This window comes from Pseudomonas cichorii (assembly GCF_015471405.1).
GTDB lineage: Bacteria > Pseudomonadota > Gammaproteobacteria > Pseudomonadales > Pseudomonadaceae > Aquipseudomonas > Aquipseudomonas serbiensis.
Window position 1 is genome coordinate 296,993 of sequence record NZ_BLVZ01000003.1, and the last position, 17,473, is coordinate 314,465.

Annotated in this window: 14 protein-coding genes; 4 read left to right on the forward strand and 10 right to left on the reverse strand. The window is 54.8% G+C overall.

What is annotated here, in order from left to right; genetic code table 11:
- Positions 1–43 precede the first annotated feature (43 nt).
- Genes JL015_RS05300 through JL015_RS05310 form a run of 3 tightly spaced genes read left to right on the forward strand, consistent with a single transcriptional unit; the run spans position 44 to position 5,369 of the window.
- Complete coding sequence (locus JL015_RS05300) at positions 44–1,243, forward strand: efflux RND transporter periplasmic adaptor subunit (protein WP_201017720.1); 1,200 nt, start codon at positions 44–46, stop codon at positions 1,241–1,243.
- Positions 1,240–2,331, forward strand: coding sequence for an efflux RND transporter periplasmic adaptor subunit (locus JL015_RS05305; RefSeq protein ID WP_201017721.1), 1,092 nt, complete (start codon positions 1,240–1,242; stop codon positions 2,329–2,331). The genes JL015_RS05300 and JL015_RS05305 overlap by 4 nt, the downstream gene beginning before the upstream one ends.
- The gene (locus tag JL015_RS05310) at positions 2,328–5,369 is read left to right on the forward strand and encodes an efflux RND transporter permease subunit (RefSeq protein WP_201017722.1); all 3,042 of its coding nucleotides are present in this window, start codon (positions 2,328–2,330) and stop codon (positions 5,367–5,369) included. The genes JL015_RS05305 and JL015_RS05310 overlap by 4 nt, the downstream gene beginning before the upstream one ends.
- A gap of 16 nt (positions 5,370–5,385) precedes the next feature.
- On the opposite strand, the gene JL015_RS05315 is transcribed toward JL015_RS05310, so the two are convergent.
- From JL015_RS05315 to JL015_RS05355, 9 genes are all read right to left on the reverse strand, one after another.
- The gene (locus tag JL015_RS05315; protein WP_201017723.1) at positions 5,386–6,231 is read right to left on the reverse strand and encodes an amidohydrolase family protein; all 846 of its coding nucleotides are present in this window, start codon (positions 6,229–6,231) and stop codon (positions 5,386–5,388) included.
- A gap of 56 nt (positions 6,232–6,287) precedes the next feature.
- Entirely contained in the window at positions 6,288–7,613 is a 1,326-nt protein-coding gene (locus JL015_RS05320) for an MFS transporter (protein ID WP_268939621.1), read from the reverse strand.
- 7 nt (positions 7,614–7,620) lie between these two features.
- On the reverse strand, positions 7,621–8,352 hold the full coding sequence (locus JL015_RS05325; protein ID WP_201003123.1) for a GntR family transcriptional regulator: 732 nt from the start codon (positions 8,350–8,352) through the stop codon (positions 7,621–7,623).
- Positions 8,353–8,617: 265 nt separating this feature from the next.
- Entirely contained in the window at positions 8,618–9,025 is a 408-nt protein-coding gene (locus JL015_RS05330; protein WP_201017725.1) for a hypothetical protein, read from the reverse strand.
- 184 nt (positions 9,026–9,209) lie between these two features.
- On the reverse strand, positions 9,210–9,764 hold the full coding sequence (locus JL015_RS05335; protein ID WP_201017726.1) for a hypothetical protein: 555 nt from the start codon (positions 9,762–9,764) through the stop codon (positions 9,210–9,212).
- Positions 9,765–9,777: 13 nt separating this feature from the next.
- A complete protein-coding gene (locus tag JL015_RS05340) occupies positions 9,778–12,528 on the reverse strand; it encodes an RHS repeat-associated core domain-containing protein (protein ID WP_236250169.1) in 2,751 nt (916 codons plus the stop codon).
- A gap of 84 nt (positions 12,529–12,612) precedes the next feature.
- The gene (locus JL015_RS05345) at positions 12,613–13,905 is read right to left on the reverse strand and encodes a DUF6531 domain-containing protein (RefSeq protein ID WP_201017727.1); all 1,293 of its coding nucleotides are present in this window, start codon (positions 13,903–13,905) and stop codon (positions 12,613–12,615) included.
- Positions 13,906–13,907: 2 nt separating this feature from the next.
- A complete protein-coding gene (locus JL015_RS05350) occupies positions 13,908–14,591 on the reverse strand; it encodes a hypothetical protein (protein WP_201017728.1) in 684 nt (227 codons plus the stop codon).
- Complete coding sequence (locus tag JL015_RS05355) at positions 14,588–14,956, reverse strand: 2Fe-2S iron-sulfur cluster-binding protein (protein ID WP_201017729.1); 369 nt, start codon at positions 14,954–14,956, stop codon at positions 14,588–14,590. The genes JL015_RS05350 and JL015_RS05355 overlap by 4 nt, the downstream gene beginning before the upstream one ends.
- 450 nt (positions 14,957–15,406) lie before the next feature.
- Here JL015_RS05355 and JL015_RS05360 point away from each other — a divergent pair, with 450 nt between their 5' ends.
- Positions 15,407–16,555 (forward strand): MFS transporter, encoded by a 1,149-nt coding sequence (locus JL015_RS05360; RefSeq protein WP_201017814.1) that lies wholly within the window; start codon positions 15,407–15,409, stop codon positions 16,553–16,555.
- A 162-nt stretch (positions 16,556–16,717) separates the two neighbouring features.
- Here JL015_RS05360 and JL015_RS05365 read toward each other — a convergent pair whose 3' ends face one another.
- The gene (locus JL015_RS05365) at positions 16,718–17,434 is read right to left on the reverse strand and encodes an alpha/beta hydrolase (protein ID WP_201017730.1); all 717 of its coding nucleotides are present in this window, start codon (positions 17,432–17,434) and stop codon (positions 16,718–16,720) included.
- Between the last annotated feature and the right edge of the window lie 39 nt (positions 17,435–17,473).

Sequence of the window (17,473 nt, forward strand, 5' to 3'; positions counted from 1 at the left end):
CACCGGTGTTGGCTTATTCCACAAGGCAGTGGCTGTGTTGTTGATGACTATTAACCCTGAAACTCTTTTACGTTCGTTTTGCCGTGTTACCGGAAAAATCCGACCTTCGCACCACAGACCGTTTCTGAGCCGGCCCTGGCTGACCCTGGGGCTTCACTGTGTTCTGGCGCTCTCGATCAGTGCTTGTTCTGCCGGGAAACCTGCGGAAAAAGCACGGGTCCGGGTGGCGGTCCAGCAAGTGGCATCCAGTGATGTCGTGACCAGTGTCGTGCTCACAGGCGACATCCAGGCACGCAAAGTGACCGATCAGTCCTTTCGCGTGTCGGGCAAGCTTGTACAGCGGTTTGTGGATGTGGGGGATCGGGTGCGGGCCAATCAGGTATTAGCCAGACTGGACCCGCGTGAACAAAAGACCGACCTTGAGTCGGCAAATGCCGAAGTGGCAGCCCGGGAATCACGGTTGCGCCTTGCACAAAACAACTATCAGCGTCAGCAGACATTACTGCCCAAAGGTTATACCAATCTCAGTGAATACCAGCAGGCACTCTCCGCTCTGGAGAGTGCCCGCGGGGACCTGGCTTCGTTGAAAGCCCGTCAGGCCAATGCCCGTGATCAGGTCGGTTATACCGAACTGGTTGCGGTGGCCGATGGGGTCATCACCGCTCGCCACGCAGAAGAAGGCCAGGTGGTACAGGCCGCTACGCCCATTTTCAGCCTTGCCCACGATGGCGAACGTGAAGCGGTATTTGCCGCTTATGAGTCTTTACTGAGTTCCGACCAGCCTGGCGGTGCCGTGCTGGTCAGGACTCTAGGCCTGCCCGATATCGAAGTGCCTGGCAAGATCCGTGAAATCACCCCCATCGTATCCGCATCCAGCGGTACGTTGAGGGTGCGGGTTTCCCTGCCGGACACCTCTCCAACGCTGGCGCTGGGAACCGTCGTCAGTGCCCGACTTCTTACCCATTCGCAACGGGCCTTCGCCCTTCCATGGTCCGCCTTGAGTCGTATCCACGGGCAGCCTGCCGTCTGGCTGCTGGACGACAAGTCACAGGTCAGGCTGGCCAGGGTGCAGGTGATGCGTTACGAACAAGGGCAGGTTGTCATCGCCTCCGGTTTATCGGATGGCGACAGGGTGGTTTCCAGAGGTGCTCAGTTCCTCTATCCCGGGCAAAAAGTCGATGTCGTTGAACACACAACCGACAGCGCATCGACCGCCGCCGTGTCATCGGAAAACACGCTATGAGTCTGACCGTAAAGACCTGCATACAGCTGTGGCTGTTTTGCGTGCTGATCATGTTTCTGGCGGGCTGTCGTGACAAGCCGGTTCGCGAGTTCATCGAGCGGCCTGTGCTGTTCACCGAGATCGTCGATCAGCGTAACGACTTGCATGGACGTTTCGCAGGCAGCATCCAGCCGCAATACGAAGTGGCTCTGGGGTTTCGTGTCGCCGGGCGCATCGCCAGCAGACACGCCGAAACCGGCCAGTTGGTGCGCAAGGGTGACCTGCTGGCCACGCTTGAGCCCAGCGATCAGCAGAACCGTTTACGTGCGCAACAGGCAGAGCTGAGCAAGGCCCAGGCCTCGTGGCAACAGATCCGCGATGAGCAGTTGCGCTACCAGCAACTGTTCGAGCGGGGTGTGGGCTCGCAAGCGCGTCTGGACCGGCTGAGCAGCGATTTGCGCAGCCAGGAAGCCATCCTGCATCAGGCACGGATTGCCTCAGAGCAGGCCAGCGACCAACTTTCCTACACGCGCCTGCTGGCCGAGTTCGACGGCGTCGTCACCGACTGGCATGCCGAAGTCGGCCAGGTGATGGTCACCGGTCATTCCGTCGTCAGCCTGGCGCGTCCGGAAAGCCGCGAAGCCGTGGTGGACCTGCCAGTGGATCTGGCAACGAATCTGGATCAGGACATGCAGATCAAGGTGGTTTCCCAGCTGAACGAACAGGTGTTCGTCAGCGCTCAGGTTCGCCAGTTATCCCCGCAGATCGATGCCGCCACCCGCACCCAGCGTGTACGCCTGACCTTGCAGCAGATTCCGGACAGTTTCCGTCTGGGTTCGACAGTCAGCGTAGAAATCAGCAGCAACGTGCCCGCCTTCCGCGAACTGCCCGATACCGCACTGCAAGAACACAACGGTCAGGCGCAGGTATGGGTCATTGACCCGCAGACTGCAACCCTGAACCCGCGCACCGTGCAGGTACTGACACGTCATGGCTCTTCTGTGCGTGTCAGCGGCGAATTGCATGACGGCGACAAAGTGGTGATCGCTGGTGTGAACAGCCTGAGGCCTGGGCAGAAAATCCGTGTCGAACGAGAGGTCAGTTTGTGAGAGAGCGCTTCAATCTGTCTGCCTGGGGCCTCAAGCATCGCACACTGGTCTGGTACATGATGTTCGTTTCCCTCTTGATGGGAAGCATGTCGTTTTTCAATCTGGGCCGTGAGGAAGATCCGTCTTTCGCCATCAAGACCATGGTCATTCAGGCCCGCTGGCCAGGCGCGACCCTGCCCGACACTTTGCAGCAGGTGACCGACCGCCTGGAAAAGAAACTCGAAGAAATCGATGCACTGGACTACGTGCGCAGCTACACGCTGGCAGGCGAATCGACGATCTTCGTGTTCCTCAAGAGTGAAACCCGCAGCGCCGACATTCCTGCCGCCTGGTATCAGGTGCGCAAGAAAATCATGGACGTTCGCGGCGAACTGCCCAGCGGTATCCAAGGGCCGGCCTTCAACGACGAATTCGGCGACGTGTTCGGCAGCATTTATGCCTTTACTGCCGATGGCCTGTCGTTCCGTCAGTTGCGCGACTATGTCGAGCAGGTTCGAGCGGATATCCGCAGCGTGCCGAACCTGGGCAAGATCGAACTGCTCGGCGCCCAGCGCGAAGTCATCTATCTGAACTTCTCGATACGCAAGCTGGCCGCGCTGGGCATCGACCAGCGTCAGGTACTACAGAGCCTGCAAGCGCAGAACTCGGTCACACCTGCCGGCGTCATGGAAGCCGGCCCCGAACGTATCGCCGTGCGTACCAGCGGCCAGTTCACCAACGAGCAGGACCTGCTGGCGGTGAACCTGCGCTTTGGCGACCGCTTCTTTCGCCTGAGCGATCTGGCGACGGTGGAGCGTCGCTATGCAGACCCGCCCTCCTCGCTTTTCCGCTTCAACGGCCAGCCTGCCATCGGGCTGGCAGTGGCGATGAAGCAAGGCGGCAATATTCAGGAGTTCGGCAACCGCCTGCAGCAGCGTATCGATGAACTGACCGGCGAACTGCCGCTGGGTATCGATGTGCATCTGGTGTCCAGCCAGGCCGATGTGGTCGACAAGGCCATCGGCGGTTTCACCCGCGCATTGTTCGAGGCGATCCTGATCGTGCTGGTGGTGAGCTTCATCAGCCTGGGTATCCGCGCGGGCCTGGTGGTGGCCTGTTCGATTCCACTGGTACTGGCGCTGGTGTTTGTCTTCATGGAATACAGCGGCATCACCATGCAGCGCATTTCACTCGGGGCCTTGATCATTGCCCTGGGGCTGCTGGTGGATGACGCGATGATCACCGTGGAGATGATGGTCACCCGGCTTGAAGGCGGAGACTCCTTGCAGCAGGCCGCAACCTTTGCCTACACCTCGACCGCCTTTCCGATGTTGACCGGCACATTGGTGACCGTCGCCGGTTTCGTACCCATTGGCCTGAACTCCAGTTCGGCGGGTGAATACGTCTTCACCATGTTTGCCGTGATTGCCGTTGCCCTGCTGCTGTCATGGCTGGTAGCGGTGTTGTTCGCGCCGCTGATCGGCATCTATATCCTGAAGAAACCCGAAGGCCATCAGGCACATGACAGTGCCTGGATGCGAGCCTTCCAGCGTGTGCTGCTGCAGGCTCTCAAGCATCGCTGGTGGGTGATCGGCATCACGGCCGTGGCCTTTGTCGGGGCGCTGTTTGCGGGCAAGCTGCTGCAAAACCAGTTTTTCCCCGACTCCGATCGCCCGGAAATTCTGGTGGATATCTACATGCCGCAGAACGGCTCGATCGAAGGCACACGCCAGACCATGGACCGCTTCGAGGCCACACTCAAGGACGATCCGGACATCCTGCGCTGGAGTTCCTATGTGGGTAAAGGTGCCGTGCGTTTCTATCTGCCGCTGGACCAGCAGTTGAACAACCCTTTCTATGGGCAACTGGTGATTGTCAGCCGTGGCGGCGAAGGCCGTGACCGCCTGATCGAACGTCTGCGCCAACGCTTTCGCGATGACTTTGTCGGCGTGGGCGGCTACGTCCAGCTCCTGAACATGGGGCCGCCCGTGGGCTGGCCGGTGCAATACCGGGTCAGCGGCCCGGACATCGAGCAGGTTCGCAGCAACGCCATGGCCCTGGCTGCCATTCTGGATGCCAACCCCAATATCGGGCAGGTCATCTATGACTGGAACGAACCGGGCAAGGTACTCAAGATCCATATCGCCCAGGACAAGGTGCGTCAGTTCGGCCTGTCATCCGAAGACGTCGCGCAGATCCTCAATAGCCTGGTCACGGGCACCAGCATCACTCAGGTGCGGGATGACACTTACCTGATCGACCTGATCGGCCGTGCCGAAGATCAGGAGCGCAGTTCGCTGCAAACCCTGAGCAGCCTGCAGATCCCGACACCCAACGGTGCCACAGTACCACTGATGGCGTTTGCCACCTTGAGTTACGAACAGGAGCAGCCGCTGGTCTGGCGTCGTGATCGCCTGCCGACCATCACGCTGAAGGCCAACGTCATCGGGCATCTGCAACCGGCGGCGCTGGTCAAGCAGTTGCAGCCGCAGGTCAAGGCATTCACCGATGCGCTGCCGGTACGCTACTCCGTAGCCACCGGTGGCGCGGTAGAAGCCAGCGCCCGTTCACAAGGGCCGATCCTCAAAGTGGTGCCGCTGATGCTGTTACTGGTCGCAACCTTTCTGATGATCCAGCTGCATAGCGTGAAAAAACTGCTGCTGGTGGTCAGTGTCGTGCCGCTGGGCCTGATCGGCGTGGTCGCCGCGCTACTGTTGACGGGGTATCCGCTGGGCTTTGTGGCCATTCTCGGGATATTGGCGCTGATCGGCATCATCATCCGCAACTCGGTGATTCTGGTGACGCAAATCGATGAGTTCATGGCAGCGGGTGAAGATGCCTGGAATGCGGTGGTCAAGGCCACCGAGCACCGCTGCCGACCGATTCTGTTGACTGCCGCTGCGGCCAGCCTGGGGATGATCCCCATTGCCCGTGAGGTTTTCTGGGGACCGATGGCCTACGCCATGATTGGAGGGATTGCGATAGCCACGGTGTTGACGCTGTTCTTCCTGCCAGCCTTGTACATGGTCTGCTACCGGATCCAGGCACCCAAAGGCTGATAGGAAAACTCTCGGCTCAGAGCTCGACCGTGGAGAAATCGAACAACGCCTGCGCGGCCTCGACCAGCATGCTCTGCTTGATCGGGGCCGGGCAGTCGAGGCTGCGGAACTGCTCGACCACTGTTGCGTAACTGACGTGATGCTCATGCTGGGTATGCGGCCAGTCGCTGCCCCACACCAGACGACGTGCGCCGAAAGCCTGAATCAGCAAAGGCAACGCGGCATTGGCGAAGTCCATGTTCTGCTCATCATTGCCGCCCAGACGATAGATGGCAGAAACCTTCATCCAGATCTGCCCGCTCAGGCCCAGCTCCAGCAAGGCCTGAAAGGCCGGATCATCGACACCCAGACGCGCATCGGGCCGGCCGAAATGATCGACCACGATCTTGCAGCCAAACGGCAGCAGATCGCGGATCAGCCCCGGAAGATCGGCCACATGGCGATGCAACTCAATATGCCATCCCAGTGCCCAGACATTCTTGAACAGATCTCGCCAGCCAGGCTCGCTGAAATCCGGCAGAGGCTTGCCCATCAGGTTCAGACGAATACCGACAACACCCTGATCGCTCATGCGCTGTAACGCTGAACGGCTGATTGTGTTGTCCACCACCGCAACACCGCGCAGTTGTCCCGGCGCATGGGCAATGGCATCCAGCAGGTATTGATTGTCAGTGCCCAGAAAACTGGGCTGCACCAGCACACCATGGCTCAGGCCATGCTCACGCAAGTGCGTCAGATAAGACTGCAGAGTGGCTTCGTAATCGGGGGTATAACGTCGACCCGAAGTCAGGCTCAAGCCGCTGCCGAAGACATGGGCATGGCCGTCGATACCGAGAATCGGCGAAGTACAGGGGTCAGTCATGGAACTCATCTACGAAGTGAGCGCGGTGCCGTGACACCGCGCAGATAATGGCCAGATCAAGCCTGCTGTGGCGCGCCCTTGTCGGTGGCATCCGCCGTCACAGGCGCGCCCTCCAGAGTGCGTCCACGGGTTTCCGGCAAGCACAGCGCGGCAAGCATTGCCACGCCGTAGGCAATCCCGGCATCGATACCGATAGCGGTGCCCAGCGACATGGACTCACTCATGTGCCCGACCAGGAACGGGAAGACTGCCGACAGCACGCGGCCGAAGTTGTAGCAGAAACCGACCCCTGCCCCGCGCACATCCGCCGGGTACAGTTCATTGAAGAACGAGCCGAGACTGGCCGGAATGCCTGCCGCGAAGAAACCCAGCGGGAAGCCCAGGAACAGCATTTGCGTATTGGTCAGCGGCAACATCAGGTAGCACTGCACAGTAATCACGCAGCACAGAGCGAACAGCACGATATTCTTGCGGCGGCCGATACGGTCGATCAGCATGCCGCTGGTGATGCAGCCACACCAGAAAGCGAAAATGATCACTGCCAGATAGCCACCGGAACTCAGCACCGAGAGATTGCGCTCAGTCTTGAGGAAAGTCGGCAGCCAGGTCATCACCGCATGGTAGCCACCATGGGCACCCAGCCCCAGCAGACCGCCCAGCAGAGTCACACGCAACAATTCGGGACGGAAGATCCCGGCCATGGATTTGAAAAAGTTGCCCGATGGGGTCTTTTCCTTTTGCATGCGCTGGTAGCTGTCCGGCTCTTCAACGTTGCGGCGCACCCAGATGATCAACAAGGCAGGCAGCAGACCGATGCCGAACATCACCCGCCAGGCAATATCCTGCGGCACGAACGAATAGATCAGGGTAAACAGCAGCACCGCCATGCCCCAACCCACGGCCCAGGCACTTTGTACGGTGCCCATCACCTTGCCGCGGTACTTGGACTGAATGGTCTCGGCCATCAACACTGCGCCCGCCGCCCACTCACCACCGATGCCGAAGCCTTGCATGGCCTTGACGATCAGCAACTGGTTGAAGCCGGTCACGAACGCCGACAGGAAGGTAAAAAACGAGAACCACAGAATCATCAACTGCAAGGTACGAACCCGACCATAACGGTCAGACAAAGTACCGCCTACCCAGCCGCCCAGTGCCGAAGTCACCAGGGTGACGGCACTGATCATGCCCGCATCGCCCTTGCTCAAGGCAAAAGCGGCGATCAGCGCCGGAATCGCCAGACCGAACATCTGAACTTCCAATGCATCCAGCGACCATCCGCCGAAGCAGGCCCAAAACGTCTTGCGTTCCCGTGGTGTGACTTCGCGATACCAACTGAACATGCGCAATATCCTTATGAAGCGTGCAGTGAATGACGAGATTGAAGACTCAGCGAATTTCTACGCTGTAACGGAAATGGCTGGCATGCCCACGCGAGCGGCGCCACTCCAGCGGCTCACCGGCGTAATTGCGCGCCAGGCGCTCGATCACCACGACCGGGCTGCCGGTCTGAACCTGAAGCATGCGGGCATACACATCGCTGACCGATTCGGCCGTCAGGGTTTCCTCGGCATACGCCACAACCTGACCGCACAGCTCTTCATAGATCGGATAGAGCAAAGGCCCCTGAGCATTCAGATCGACCTCCAGCAGTGCCTGAAACTGAACCCGAGGCAGCCAGATTTCTTCGGTGAGGACCGGCTGAGCATCCAGCAGCCTCAGACGGATCATGCGAATCACCGGCGCATCCGGGATCAACCCCAGCGCATGACTGACCGCCGAAGGCGCAGTAACCGGCTCGACAGACAGAATCCGGCTTTGCGGAACCTGACGCACACCGGACTCGGTCTGGAAACGGAAGAAGCGAAATAGCGAAGACTGAAACTGCGCACGTCGAATGAAGGTGCCACGACCTTGCTGACGCTCAAGGATGTTGTCATTGACCAGCATGTCGATGGCTTTGCGCACCGTACCGGTCGACAGACAATACTCGGCGGAAAGAGCCGCCTCGGTAGGAATCGCCTCACCTGGACGCCAGCGGTTATTGGCGATCTGCTCAGCCAGACAATCGCGCAGACGTTGGTAAAGCGGAAGGCGTTCATCACTTGAAAGCTTATTCATTCCCTGATTCATCCAGTCATATATATGAATATGCACAGTATTCATCTGTTACAAATGAACGTCAAGGATTTGATGGACAGATTGCCATCATTGGCGTTGTGCCGCGTGACGACCTACCCTGGCTTTGTACGAAATGTTCTTGTGTGGAGGTGAGGCAAGGCAGAGCAGGCAACGATCAGGATGAGCAGGCTACAAAAATCACTCACAGCGCTTCATCTCAAGCAAAGCAAGCATCATGTTATAGGGCACTTGCATATCCACCCTATCAGGAGCCATAGACATCAAGCGCCAAATCAATATTCAGCTCACCCAACTTCCTCAGCAAGGCGCTCTCAAAAACGCCCCCCGTATTACCTGGCGAGTCCCAACCGATGAAAAGCTCGGATCTACCTCCGCTATCAGCAACCCAGTCAAACGTAGACTTATACTTGAAAAGATCAGCTATCGTCTCCTCCAGAAACTCATGAAATTCAACACTCTGCCTGCCCGCCAACTTGAAAGAGCAATAGCTTCTATCGTAAACACCACCCAGCGCACGTCCGTCCGGTGTTTTTCTTAAATCGCCCATTTTATATTTCCACTTGGGAACACGCTGGAGCTGCTGGCAAATGATATCCGGGTCAATATTCAAGCCGAAGAAACGCAGAGAAACTGAAAAAACAAAGGAGTGCATATATTTATACCCTATAGACCAATTAGCCACTCTTACAAATGCATTTCATACACGACCGCAGACAATATTAACTTTTGACAAGCCACATCAACCCACACCAAAAACTTGCTGATATTCATAGCTGCCATGCGATCAGGCACAGCAGCCATGAAGCACCTAAAACTCCAAAATCAAAAAAACACGCTCAAGCATTAGGGTACCAATGAATAAACCCCTCTCCATCATAAGCACCGACCACAACCTCTACGACAACTAGTGGATCTATGATCTTACGAGAGCCAAGAAATTCATGGACAGCATCAATACTGCTCCCCTCTATAATCACAGCTAAAAAATGCCAAGAAACCCCAGCCATTTTTACATACTTATCGATAATATTTTCGTCGAGACCTTCAGCACTTAAAACATGACAAACCTTATCCCCAACGAGCAGCCCAAAAGCAGATCCAGCCATCTCTTCGGGGCCAGCCATAACGTCATCAATTATCAAAACCCTGCCAGATTTTTCTTGCAAACTTCCTAGTAGTCGACCACCTACAGAGGTATCTCTCCCTTTTCCAAACCCCCAAGAGAAATCAACTATTTTATCTACACTCACTTCACCTGGAGGCACAGTAAAAAACCTGCCTCCCTCTCTATTAAACACTGGCTTTACCAAAGCACTCAAACAACTATCCACCTCAAGAACTTTGTTTATATGCGAAATCGCCAAGCTTTTCAGCGGTTCCAAAATATCCATAAATACCTCCGTATTATTTTGGCGTAATAGTACCATCAGGACCGATTCTGTAACCGCCTGAAGCCCTATCATTAAAGTCCCAGTGAGCGCCTATATCACCACCATGATCAAGATCTGGATGCAAGCTTTCAGGACCATTCGGATTTTTATAACCCCCCTTGCTTCCACCCTGTGGTAATTGTCCCTTCCAAGGCCATGCGACTCCATCAGAATCAACAGGACATTGCTCTGGCTTTTCAAAGTCAAAGTCAGGAATTTTATCTGGAAGATCTATTGGGAGGGCTGGACCATCAGTGCTTTCGCTTTTGGTCCACTGAGCGATCTGGTCTGCAAGCACAAAAGTTGCGATAAGACCTATTCCGCCCCCCACAACGGTCCCTAATCCTGGAAGCACCAACGTGCCTAACTCAGCACCTACAACTCCACCAGCGATGGGCGTTGTACCAGTTGAGTCAAAAAACCTTATTGGGTTTCCGCCGGTATAACCATAAGTGTTAATTCCGCCTTCTAACCCAATCGGATCACTCTGCACATACCGCCCGGTTTCCGGATTGTAATCCCTATAATAGTTGTAATTCAGCTGCGTCTGAGCGTCATAAATCTGCCCCGGAAAACGCAGTGCTACGCTGGTCGCCACGCCATCGCCGTCAACATCTTCATCAGGCTTGCCGACCCCGTAGGCATCACTGTTCCAGCGCCATTGCAAAGCCTGTGTGCTGTCGGTTGCCAGTCGTGGAGTATTCAGGTGATCTGAATGCAGGTAAACCAGTTTGCTGCTGCTCACTTCTCCCAACGATGAGAAATTGGCCGTCAACTGGGCAAGAGGCATGTCATCCAGCCAGAACCAGTATTGGCCGCTGGTTTTCAAGCCGTTTGCATCGTAAAAAGTCTGGCCAATGAGCTTGCCATCCGGATCATACAAATATGTCGTTGTACCAATGAGCGCTTGGCTACCCATCTCGTAGACACGCTTGCTGACACGCTGACCCAAAGCGTTGTATTTGTATTCAGCAATCTGATAGATGCTGGCCTGGTGGACCTGACTCAGACGCCCTTGACTGTCATAGGTAAGTCGCAATCCGTTGACCTGTGTATGGTTGCCGGATACATCCACAGGGGCCGTAGCGCCATTGATGCTGGTCAGTCGATTGCTGTCGCTGGCATAGACTAGCGTCTGGGTTTCAGTGGTGCTGCTACTGGCCAGATTACTGGTAGTGCGCCGTGTGCGGTTGCCGGTCGCATCGAGGGTATAGGCTTTTTTGATCGTACTGTTCTGCTCCTGAGTCAGACGACTCAGGGCATCGTACTCGTACTGCACCGCCCCCCAGAGGCTATTGGTCGTCGAACTGATGTTGCTGTCAGCGTCATAGCCATAAGTCGTTTGCCAGTTACCAACTTGTTGCTGTGTCAGTTGATAGTCCTGATCGTAGGTTTTCGACAGCAGGATGCCGTTACCCCAGGTCAAGGTTCTGACAGGGCCAAAGGGTTGGTAAGCGATATTGCTGGCCAGGGTGACGGTTTTACCTGCCACTGTCAGTTGTATACCTGCTACCTGCCCGGCGGTATTTCGGGTGTACGTCACACCAATACTGGACGGATAACCCATCTTTACAAGATTACCGGCCGCGTCGTAGCCATACGTCAGAGTTTCGTTATAGCTACCGCTGTTGACAGCTACCGAACGCTGCTGCCCGGCCAGTTTGCCTTGAACATCGTAGGAGTAACTCAACAGCCCGGCGCTGTCCTGGATGCCCGTACGGCGACCAATGCCGTAATTGCCGCCAGTGGTCTGGTCGTAGAGAAACTTGACGTTCAATGCTGGTGTGGACGGGTAGCTTTTGGTGATCAGCCGATTTAGCGCATCGTAGGTGTACTCGGTCACAACACCTCGTGCATCCGTGCTGCGAATCAGGTTATTGGCCTCATCGTAGACAAAGGCGCTGGTCCCGGTGTCCGGGCTGACCGTCTTGAGCAAGTTGCCTTGGCCGTCATAGGCATACTGGGTCGTTACACCGCGAGGGTCTACAACCTGAGTGACCCGATCATCAGCGTTGTAAGCCAATGAAGTAGAACCTTGAAGCGGGTCGACAATCTTGATGACACGGTTCAAGGCATCAAAAGACTGTTGGGTCTTGTTGCTTCGCGCCGAGGTATCAGTAGACAGGTTGTCGTTCAGGTCATAGCTATAACGTCGAGTCTGGTTGGCAGCACCCACAACCTGAACCAGGCGACCCAATTCATCGAATGCACGCCGTTGCTGGCGAACTACAGTTCCGCTGCTGTTTTTGGTAACTTCGGCAGTGCGGTTGCCCATTTTATCCAGTGTATAAGTAAGACTCTCACCGAGAATATTACGGACGCCAGTCAAACGTCGGGCACTATCGTAACTGTACTCAACCCAATTACCGTTACCACCGGTCACTTTAATGACATCGCCTACAGCATTGTAATCAAATCGAGTGGTACTGCTGCCGAGCGTCGTGCTCGCCAATAGACCATTCGTTGTATATGACAGCGTTGTCACCGCCCCATTGGGGTCAGTAATTTTTTGTGGGTTACCTTGGAGATCATAACTGGTCAGCCTCGTCACATGCCCAAGCGCATTGGTCACCGAGGCCAGATTACCCTGAGCATCATAGGTAAAACGGGTTATATCATTTAAATCGGTACGAGGTCCGTTGACCGTTTCCAGTTGGCCCAGTGATGTATAACTGTAATCCGTCGCGACGGCCAACGCCCTATCAGACAGAGTGACGACAGCCAAAGCTACCCACAACGACGACAGATTGAAATAGTTGATAACGCTCACAAATCAGACTCCATAACAGACACGTTCAGTTCCATGAATTCATACCCGACTGACAACTGAAGTATTGACCAGCCGCCCCTGAGCGTCATAACTGTAAGTCGTTATACGGGTAGGCGTAGTGACCTTGATAGGCTTTTGAAAAGTGGCATGCCACTCTGTCAATGTTTCTTTGGATACGCTCGTACCCACTGCAACAACGGTGCGCACCAACAGGTCCCGATCATTGTAGTAATATTCAGAACGGACACCCATATTATCGATCTTTGCCGACATCCGCCCTTTTTTGTCATACTCAAACTTTGAGTTTGAGTAAGGGCAGGACGGTGTAGGCTCACCGATAATTTCCACTATTCGCCGACTGTAGTAAACCTCCTTGAACTTATAAGTCGTCTGCTTACCCAGTTCATTCGTCACTACCGTTATCAAGTGATCTTTATAGTCCAGCCTGCTGGACTCTACACCCTCGGCATGTTCGCTGGAAATGGCACGGTATGAGTCGTCATATTTCCAGGTTGCAAAACGAATCCCCCGTTCATCCGTTATACCGGTCAAAAGCCAGCGCGCATTGGGAACTTCATAATGGTACTGGCGCGTTAACGTTTTACCATCCACGATCTTGCTCAAGGACATCAATCGTGTGGCGTCGGCAGCGTAGTTATACGTAATGCTGAGCCCCCCTACCTTGGCGCTCGTCAACTGCGAAAGCATGCCCAGCGTCATGACAAGGGTCTGTCCAAAAATATTTTTCACAGTGACCGTATTATTAGCCGAATAGGTCAACGTCTGCGTAAGCCCCTCAGTGTCCTTGGTTGAAATCAGCTTTCCATCCGAGTCAAATGCCAACTGACTGCCATCCATGGCAGTGTACAAATATCCAGTCCCACTTGACGACAGCTTGCCAGCAGCGCCGTACAAAGGTGTAAGCCCCTTTTTCATAAACACACGGCGGGTTCCATCAGCCCGTACATAAGTAATCACAAACTGGCCGATAGACAGATTATCCGAATAGTTATGACGCCATACACCGTCATAGCTGTTATAAACCCGCGTCAAGCTTATTGGTGATACACCTTTACCAATATAATCAACTTCCTCCTGAAACTTGTTTCCCGAAACAAGATTTATAGGATTCCCCACCATACCGCAAGGTTGAGGTTCATCATCATTCAAGACGTCATCGTCGCCGCCCCCCACCTCATCATCCAAGGGAAGAACGATGTCGCACCCCATTCCCCAAACGCTCATCGGAGAACTGGCCAATAGAAAAGCAGATAGCGCGTAAACCCAGAATTGCCTTAAAGCACGAATAGGTTTTTTTATAGTATCGTCCATGTTCAACCTTGCAATACGACTGTAAAAGCTGCGTTAGCAGATCCATTGACCCATTCCAGATTCACAGGCCTTATCGCCAGATTGCCGTGCTGAAAGTCGGAGAAATATTTATCAATCACTGTAACTGCCTGCAATCGGGGAACGGCACTGTTCATTGCAGTGTGTGCAATACCACAGCATGCGTTACTGGCCAGCAACCGAGTGCCAAACACATGGCCATCACGCAGTACGAACACATCAAAGCCAGAAGAAAACCGAGAGGCTGTAGAAGCTATAATGCGATCCGAGAGAATAGGAAAGGATACATTTATATCCGCAGAACCATCAGGACGTGTCTTGACCCGGGTAGACACCAGTGGTCGAGACTTCTCTCTTAAATAAGAGTCAGCCTGAAGCACGATAAGGTCGCCACCTTCCACGGGAGAAAATGCCGAGTCAACAACATTAATCTTGAGGTTAACTGTGGGTAATCCATACTCTCCTGTGACCACACCCTGTGGAACCCAGCGTCCAAAGAAATGCTTGATCCGTCCGGACAGAACATCGCCACCTTTATTCAACCTGTATATATCAGGCATACGTTTTTCATCATCTGCCAGTATATTCAAAGGCGCGCACGTACCGGCCAACACAACGCCTTTCAATACATGACGCCTGGAATATACCGCACACGTATCTTCCTTCATGATGTCAGCTCCTCTTCGGCATGGGCCTGGATATAGACATCACTGGTCGGGTAGGCACAACACAGCAATACAAATCCTTCGGCTAACTGATCATCATCCAGAAATGAACCATCTGACTGATTGACTGTTCCACTCATGATTTTTCCAACACACGACGAACAAGAACCCGCACGACAAGAATACGGCAGGTCAAGCCGATACTCTTCGGCCTGGTCCAGAATATAAGCATCATCAGAGCAGCGGAAAGTACAACCGTCGATCGTGACATTGTATACCTGTCCTGTTCCCCCGCCGCTGCCTCCTCGAGTACCGGGTGCGGGAGCTGTTACTGGAATACTGGGTAAATTTATAGTGCCGCCTGCCATCGTTCTATCCTTAAGTTAAAACACTAAATAAGCGCTTACATGCATCGCCTTGCTTGAGCAACGGCAAACAAAGCGGTCGCACCCCGTACCGGAGTCGATACAAAATCGACACACCCGAAGGAAGACGTTCAAACAGGCCCTTTTTTCAAAAAATCAGTAAAAACAATGAAATAAATTTAAACAGATCGATTTCAGAAGGCGGCTTCACAGACAGAACGTTTTTCCCTCGCCCGGCCATCCCCCGAACCGATGCCCTCCGACTGACTATTGTTTTCAGAAATATCTTGTATCAATCAGCCGCACCTACTTAATCTCCGCCAAAGCCGTTAGCCTGCTCAGCATCCAGTCCCGACCGCTCTGGCAGGCTTGCTTTACGCGGCTTTCCGGTCTTTTGCACAAGCGAGAATATTCATGAGTACTTCGATCCACGCCCGGCACGGCGCTGTCACCATGACCAGGGGTCTGGTGATGCTGTTTGCGTTCTGCTGCGGCGCTATCGTTGCCAACATCTATTACGCCCAGCCGATCATTGAGCTGATTGCGCCGGACATTGGTCTGTCGAGCACCATGGCCAGCCTGATCGTTTCGTTGACTCAAGTGGGTTATGCGCTGGGGCTGTTCTTTCTGGTGCCGCTGGGGGATCTGCTGGAGAACCGGCGCTTGATGCTCTTGACCACCGGGGTTGCGATTCTCAGCCTGTTGGGTGCGGCGTTTGCCGAGCAGCCCAATCTGTTTCTGGTGATATCGCTGCTGGTGGGGTTCAGTTCGGTTTCGGTTCAGATGCTGATTCCGCTGGCTGCGCATCTGGCGCCAGAGGAAACACGCGGGCGGGTGGTCGGCTCGATCATGGGCGGATTGCTGTTGGGAATTCTGCTGGCCCGGCCAGTTTCGAGTGTGGTGGCGGATAATTTTGGCTGGCGTGCGGTGTTTGGTTCGGCGGCGGTGTTGATGGCAGGCATCAGTTTGGTACTGGCCACCACCATGCCGAGGCGTGTGCCGGATCATCGGGCGTCATATGGCCAGCTGTTGTTTTCCCTTTGGGTTCTGCTGCGCCAGCAGCCGGTGCTGAGGCAACGGGCGTTTTATCAGGCGTGCATGTTTGCCACTTTCAGCCTGTTCTGGACGGCTGTGCCGCTGGATTTGGCGCGTAACCATGGTTTATCCCAAAGCCAGATTGCCTTGTTCGCGCTGATCGGTGCCATTGGTGCGATTGCTGCGCCCATCAGCGGACGCCTTGCGGATGCGGGCCACAGCCGTGTCGCCACGCTGGGTGCCTTGTTGTTTGGGGCCTTGAGTTTCCTGCCGGGTCTGATTCCTGCACCCTACAACCTGATCGGCCTTGCCGTGACCGGTGTCGTGCTGGATTTCTGCGTACAGATGAATATGGTGGTGGGACAACGCGCTGTCTATGCACTGGATGCCGCAAGCCGCAGCCGGCTCAATGCGCTGTACATGGCCAGTATCTTTATCGGCGGAGCGATTGGATCGTCGGTTGCCAGCGTGCTGTTCGATCATGGAGGCTGGGTGTGGATCAGTGTCGTGGGCACTGCCCTGCCCTTGATTGCACTGCTGGTTTTTTTGAGGGATTCGCGGCGGTAGGTTTTTTCGAGAAGGCATTCGCTTCTACAAAAAAAACGCAACATCATGAATTAAATGGAATTTCCGTAGGAGCGAATTCATTCGCGAGGCGCCAAAAAATCTATCGCCTTCAATGACGTCTCGCGAATGAATTCACTCCTACCTGTTTGCCAAGCGACAGCGCTAGAACGAATGCTCCAGCCACCGCTTCAAATCTGCGACTTCTTCCTGATTGATGGTATGCCCCATCCCTTTATAGGCATGAAACTCCGGTTTGATGCCTAACCCCTTCAAGGTTTCCTCCGTTCGGGTTGCTCCGCTGAAAGGCAATACCGGGTCTTCGGTGCCATGGGCGGCAAACACGTTGAATGTCTTGAAACGCTCTTCGGGCTTGAGGCTGGATTTCAGCACTGACAATACCGGGCCGCTCAATGCCGCAATGCCGCCGACCATATCCGGGTCGCGTAGCGCCACTTCATAGCTCATGACTGAGCCCTGACTGAAGCCCACCAGCACCACCTTGCCCGGCTGGGTCCGGTATTTCTGTGTGGCCTGCTTGATGAATGCCTTGAGCAAGTCACCGCTGTTTTTCAGGTCTTCGGTCTCGCCATCGTAGTTGCCTGCCTCGATCCGGCGATTGAACCATTTGTAGCCACCGGGCCTTACCTCGATGGGTGCCCGCACGGACAGGTAGTTGTAGTCCGGGGACAAAAGCTCCTTGAGGCCGAACAGGTCTGCTTCATTACTGCCTGAGCCGTGAATGAAGATCACCAATGGTTTGTTCGGCACATCGGTACTGGCCTGAGCCAGGTATTTGAGGGGCAGATCGGTGTGCAACGTATTTTCTGCCTGAACCAGACCCGAGAACGCAAAAAGCAAGACAGCAAAAAACTTCAGCATGTGTTCATGACCTCTATGGGGCACTGCCTGAAAGCGGGC

Excerpts from the sequence above, each read along its gene's own strand:
- JL015_RS05350 (WP_201017728.1), bottom strand. The coding sequence starts at position 14,591 with ATGAAGGAAGATACGTGTGCGGTATATTCCAGGCGTCATGTATTGAAA.
- JL015_RS05335 (WP_201017726.1), bottom strand. The coding sequence starts at position 9,764 with ATGGATATTTTGGAACCGCTGAAAAGCTTGGCGATTTCGCATATAAAC.
- JL015_RS05365 (WP_201017730.1), bottom strand. The coding sequence starts at position 17,434 with ATGCTGAAGTTTTTTGCTGTCTTGCTTTTTGCGTTCTCGGGTCTGGTT.
- JL015_RS05305 (WP_201017721.1), top strand. The coding sequence starts at position 1,240 with ATGAGTCTGACCGTAAAGACCTGCATACAGCTGTGGCTGTTTTGCGTG.
- JL015_RS05300 (WP_201017720.1), top strand. The coding sequence starts at position 44 with ATGACTATTAACCCTGAAACTCTTTTACGTTCGTTTTGCCGTGTTACC.
- JL015_RS05360 (WP_201017814.1), top strand. The coding sequence starts at position 15,407 with ATGACCAGGGGTCTGGTGATGCTGTTTGCGTTCTGCTGCGGCGCTATC.
- JL015_RS05315 (WP_201017723.1), bottom strand. The coding sequence starts at position 6,231 with ATGACTGACCCCTGTACTTCGCCGATTCTCGGTATCGACGGCCATGCC.
- JL015_RS05330 (WP_201017725.1), bottom strand. The coding sequence starts at position 9,025 with ATGCACTCCTTTGTTTTTTCAGTTTCTCTGCGTTTCTTCGGCTTGAAT.
- JL015_RS05355 (WP_201017729.1), bottom strand. The coding sequence starts at position 14,956 with ATGGCAGGCGGCACTATAAATTTACCCAGTATTCCAGTAACAGCTCCC.
- JL015_RS05345 (WP_201017727.1), bottom strand. The coding sequence starts at position 13,905 with ATGGACGATACTATAAAAAAACCTATTCGTGCTTTAAGGCAATTCTGG.
- JL015_RS05325 (WP_201003123.1), bottom strand. The coding sequence starts at position 8,352 with ATGAATAAGCTTTCAAGTGATGAACGCCTTCCGCTTTACCAACGTCTG.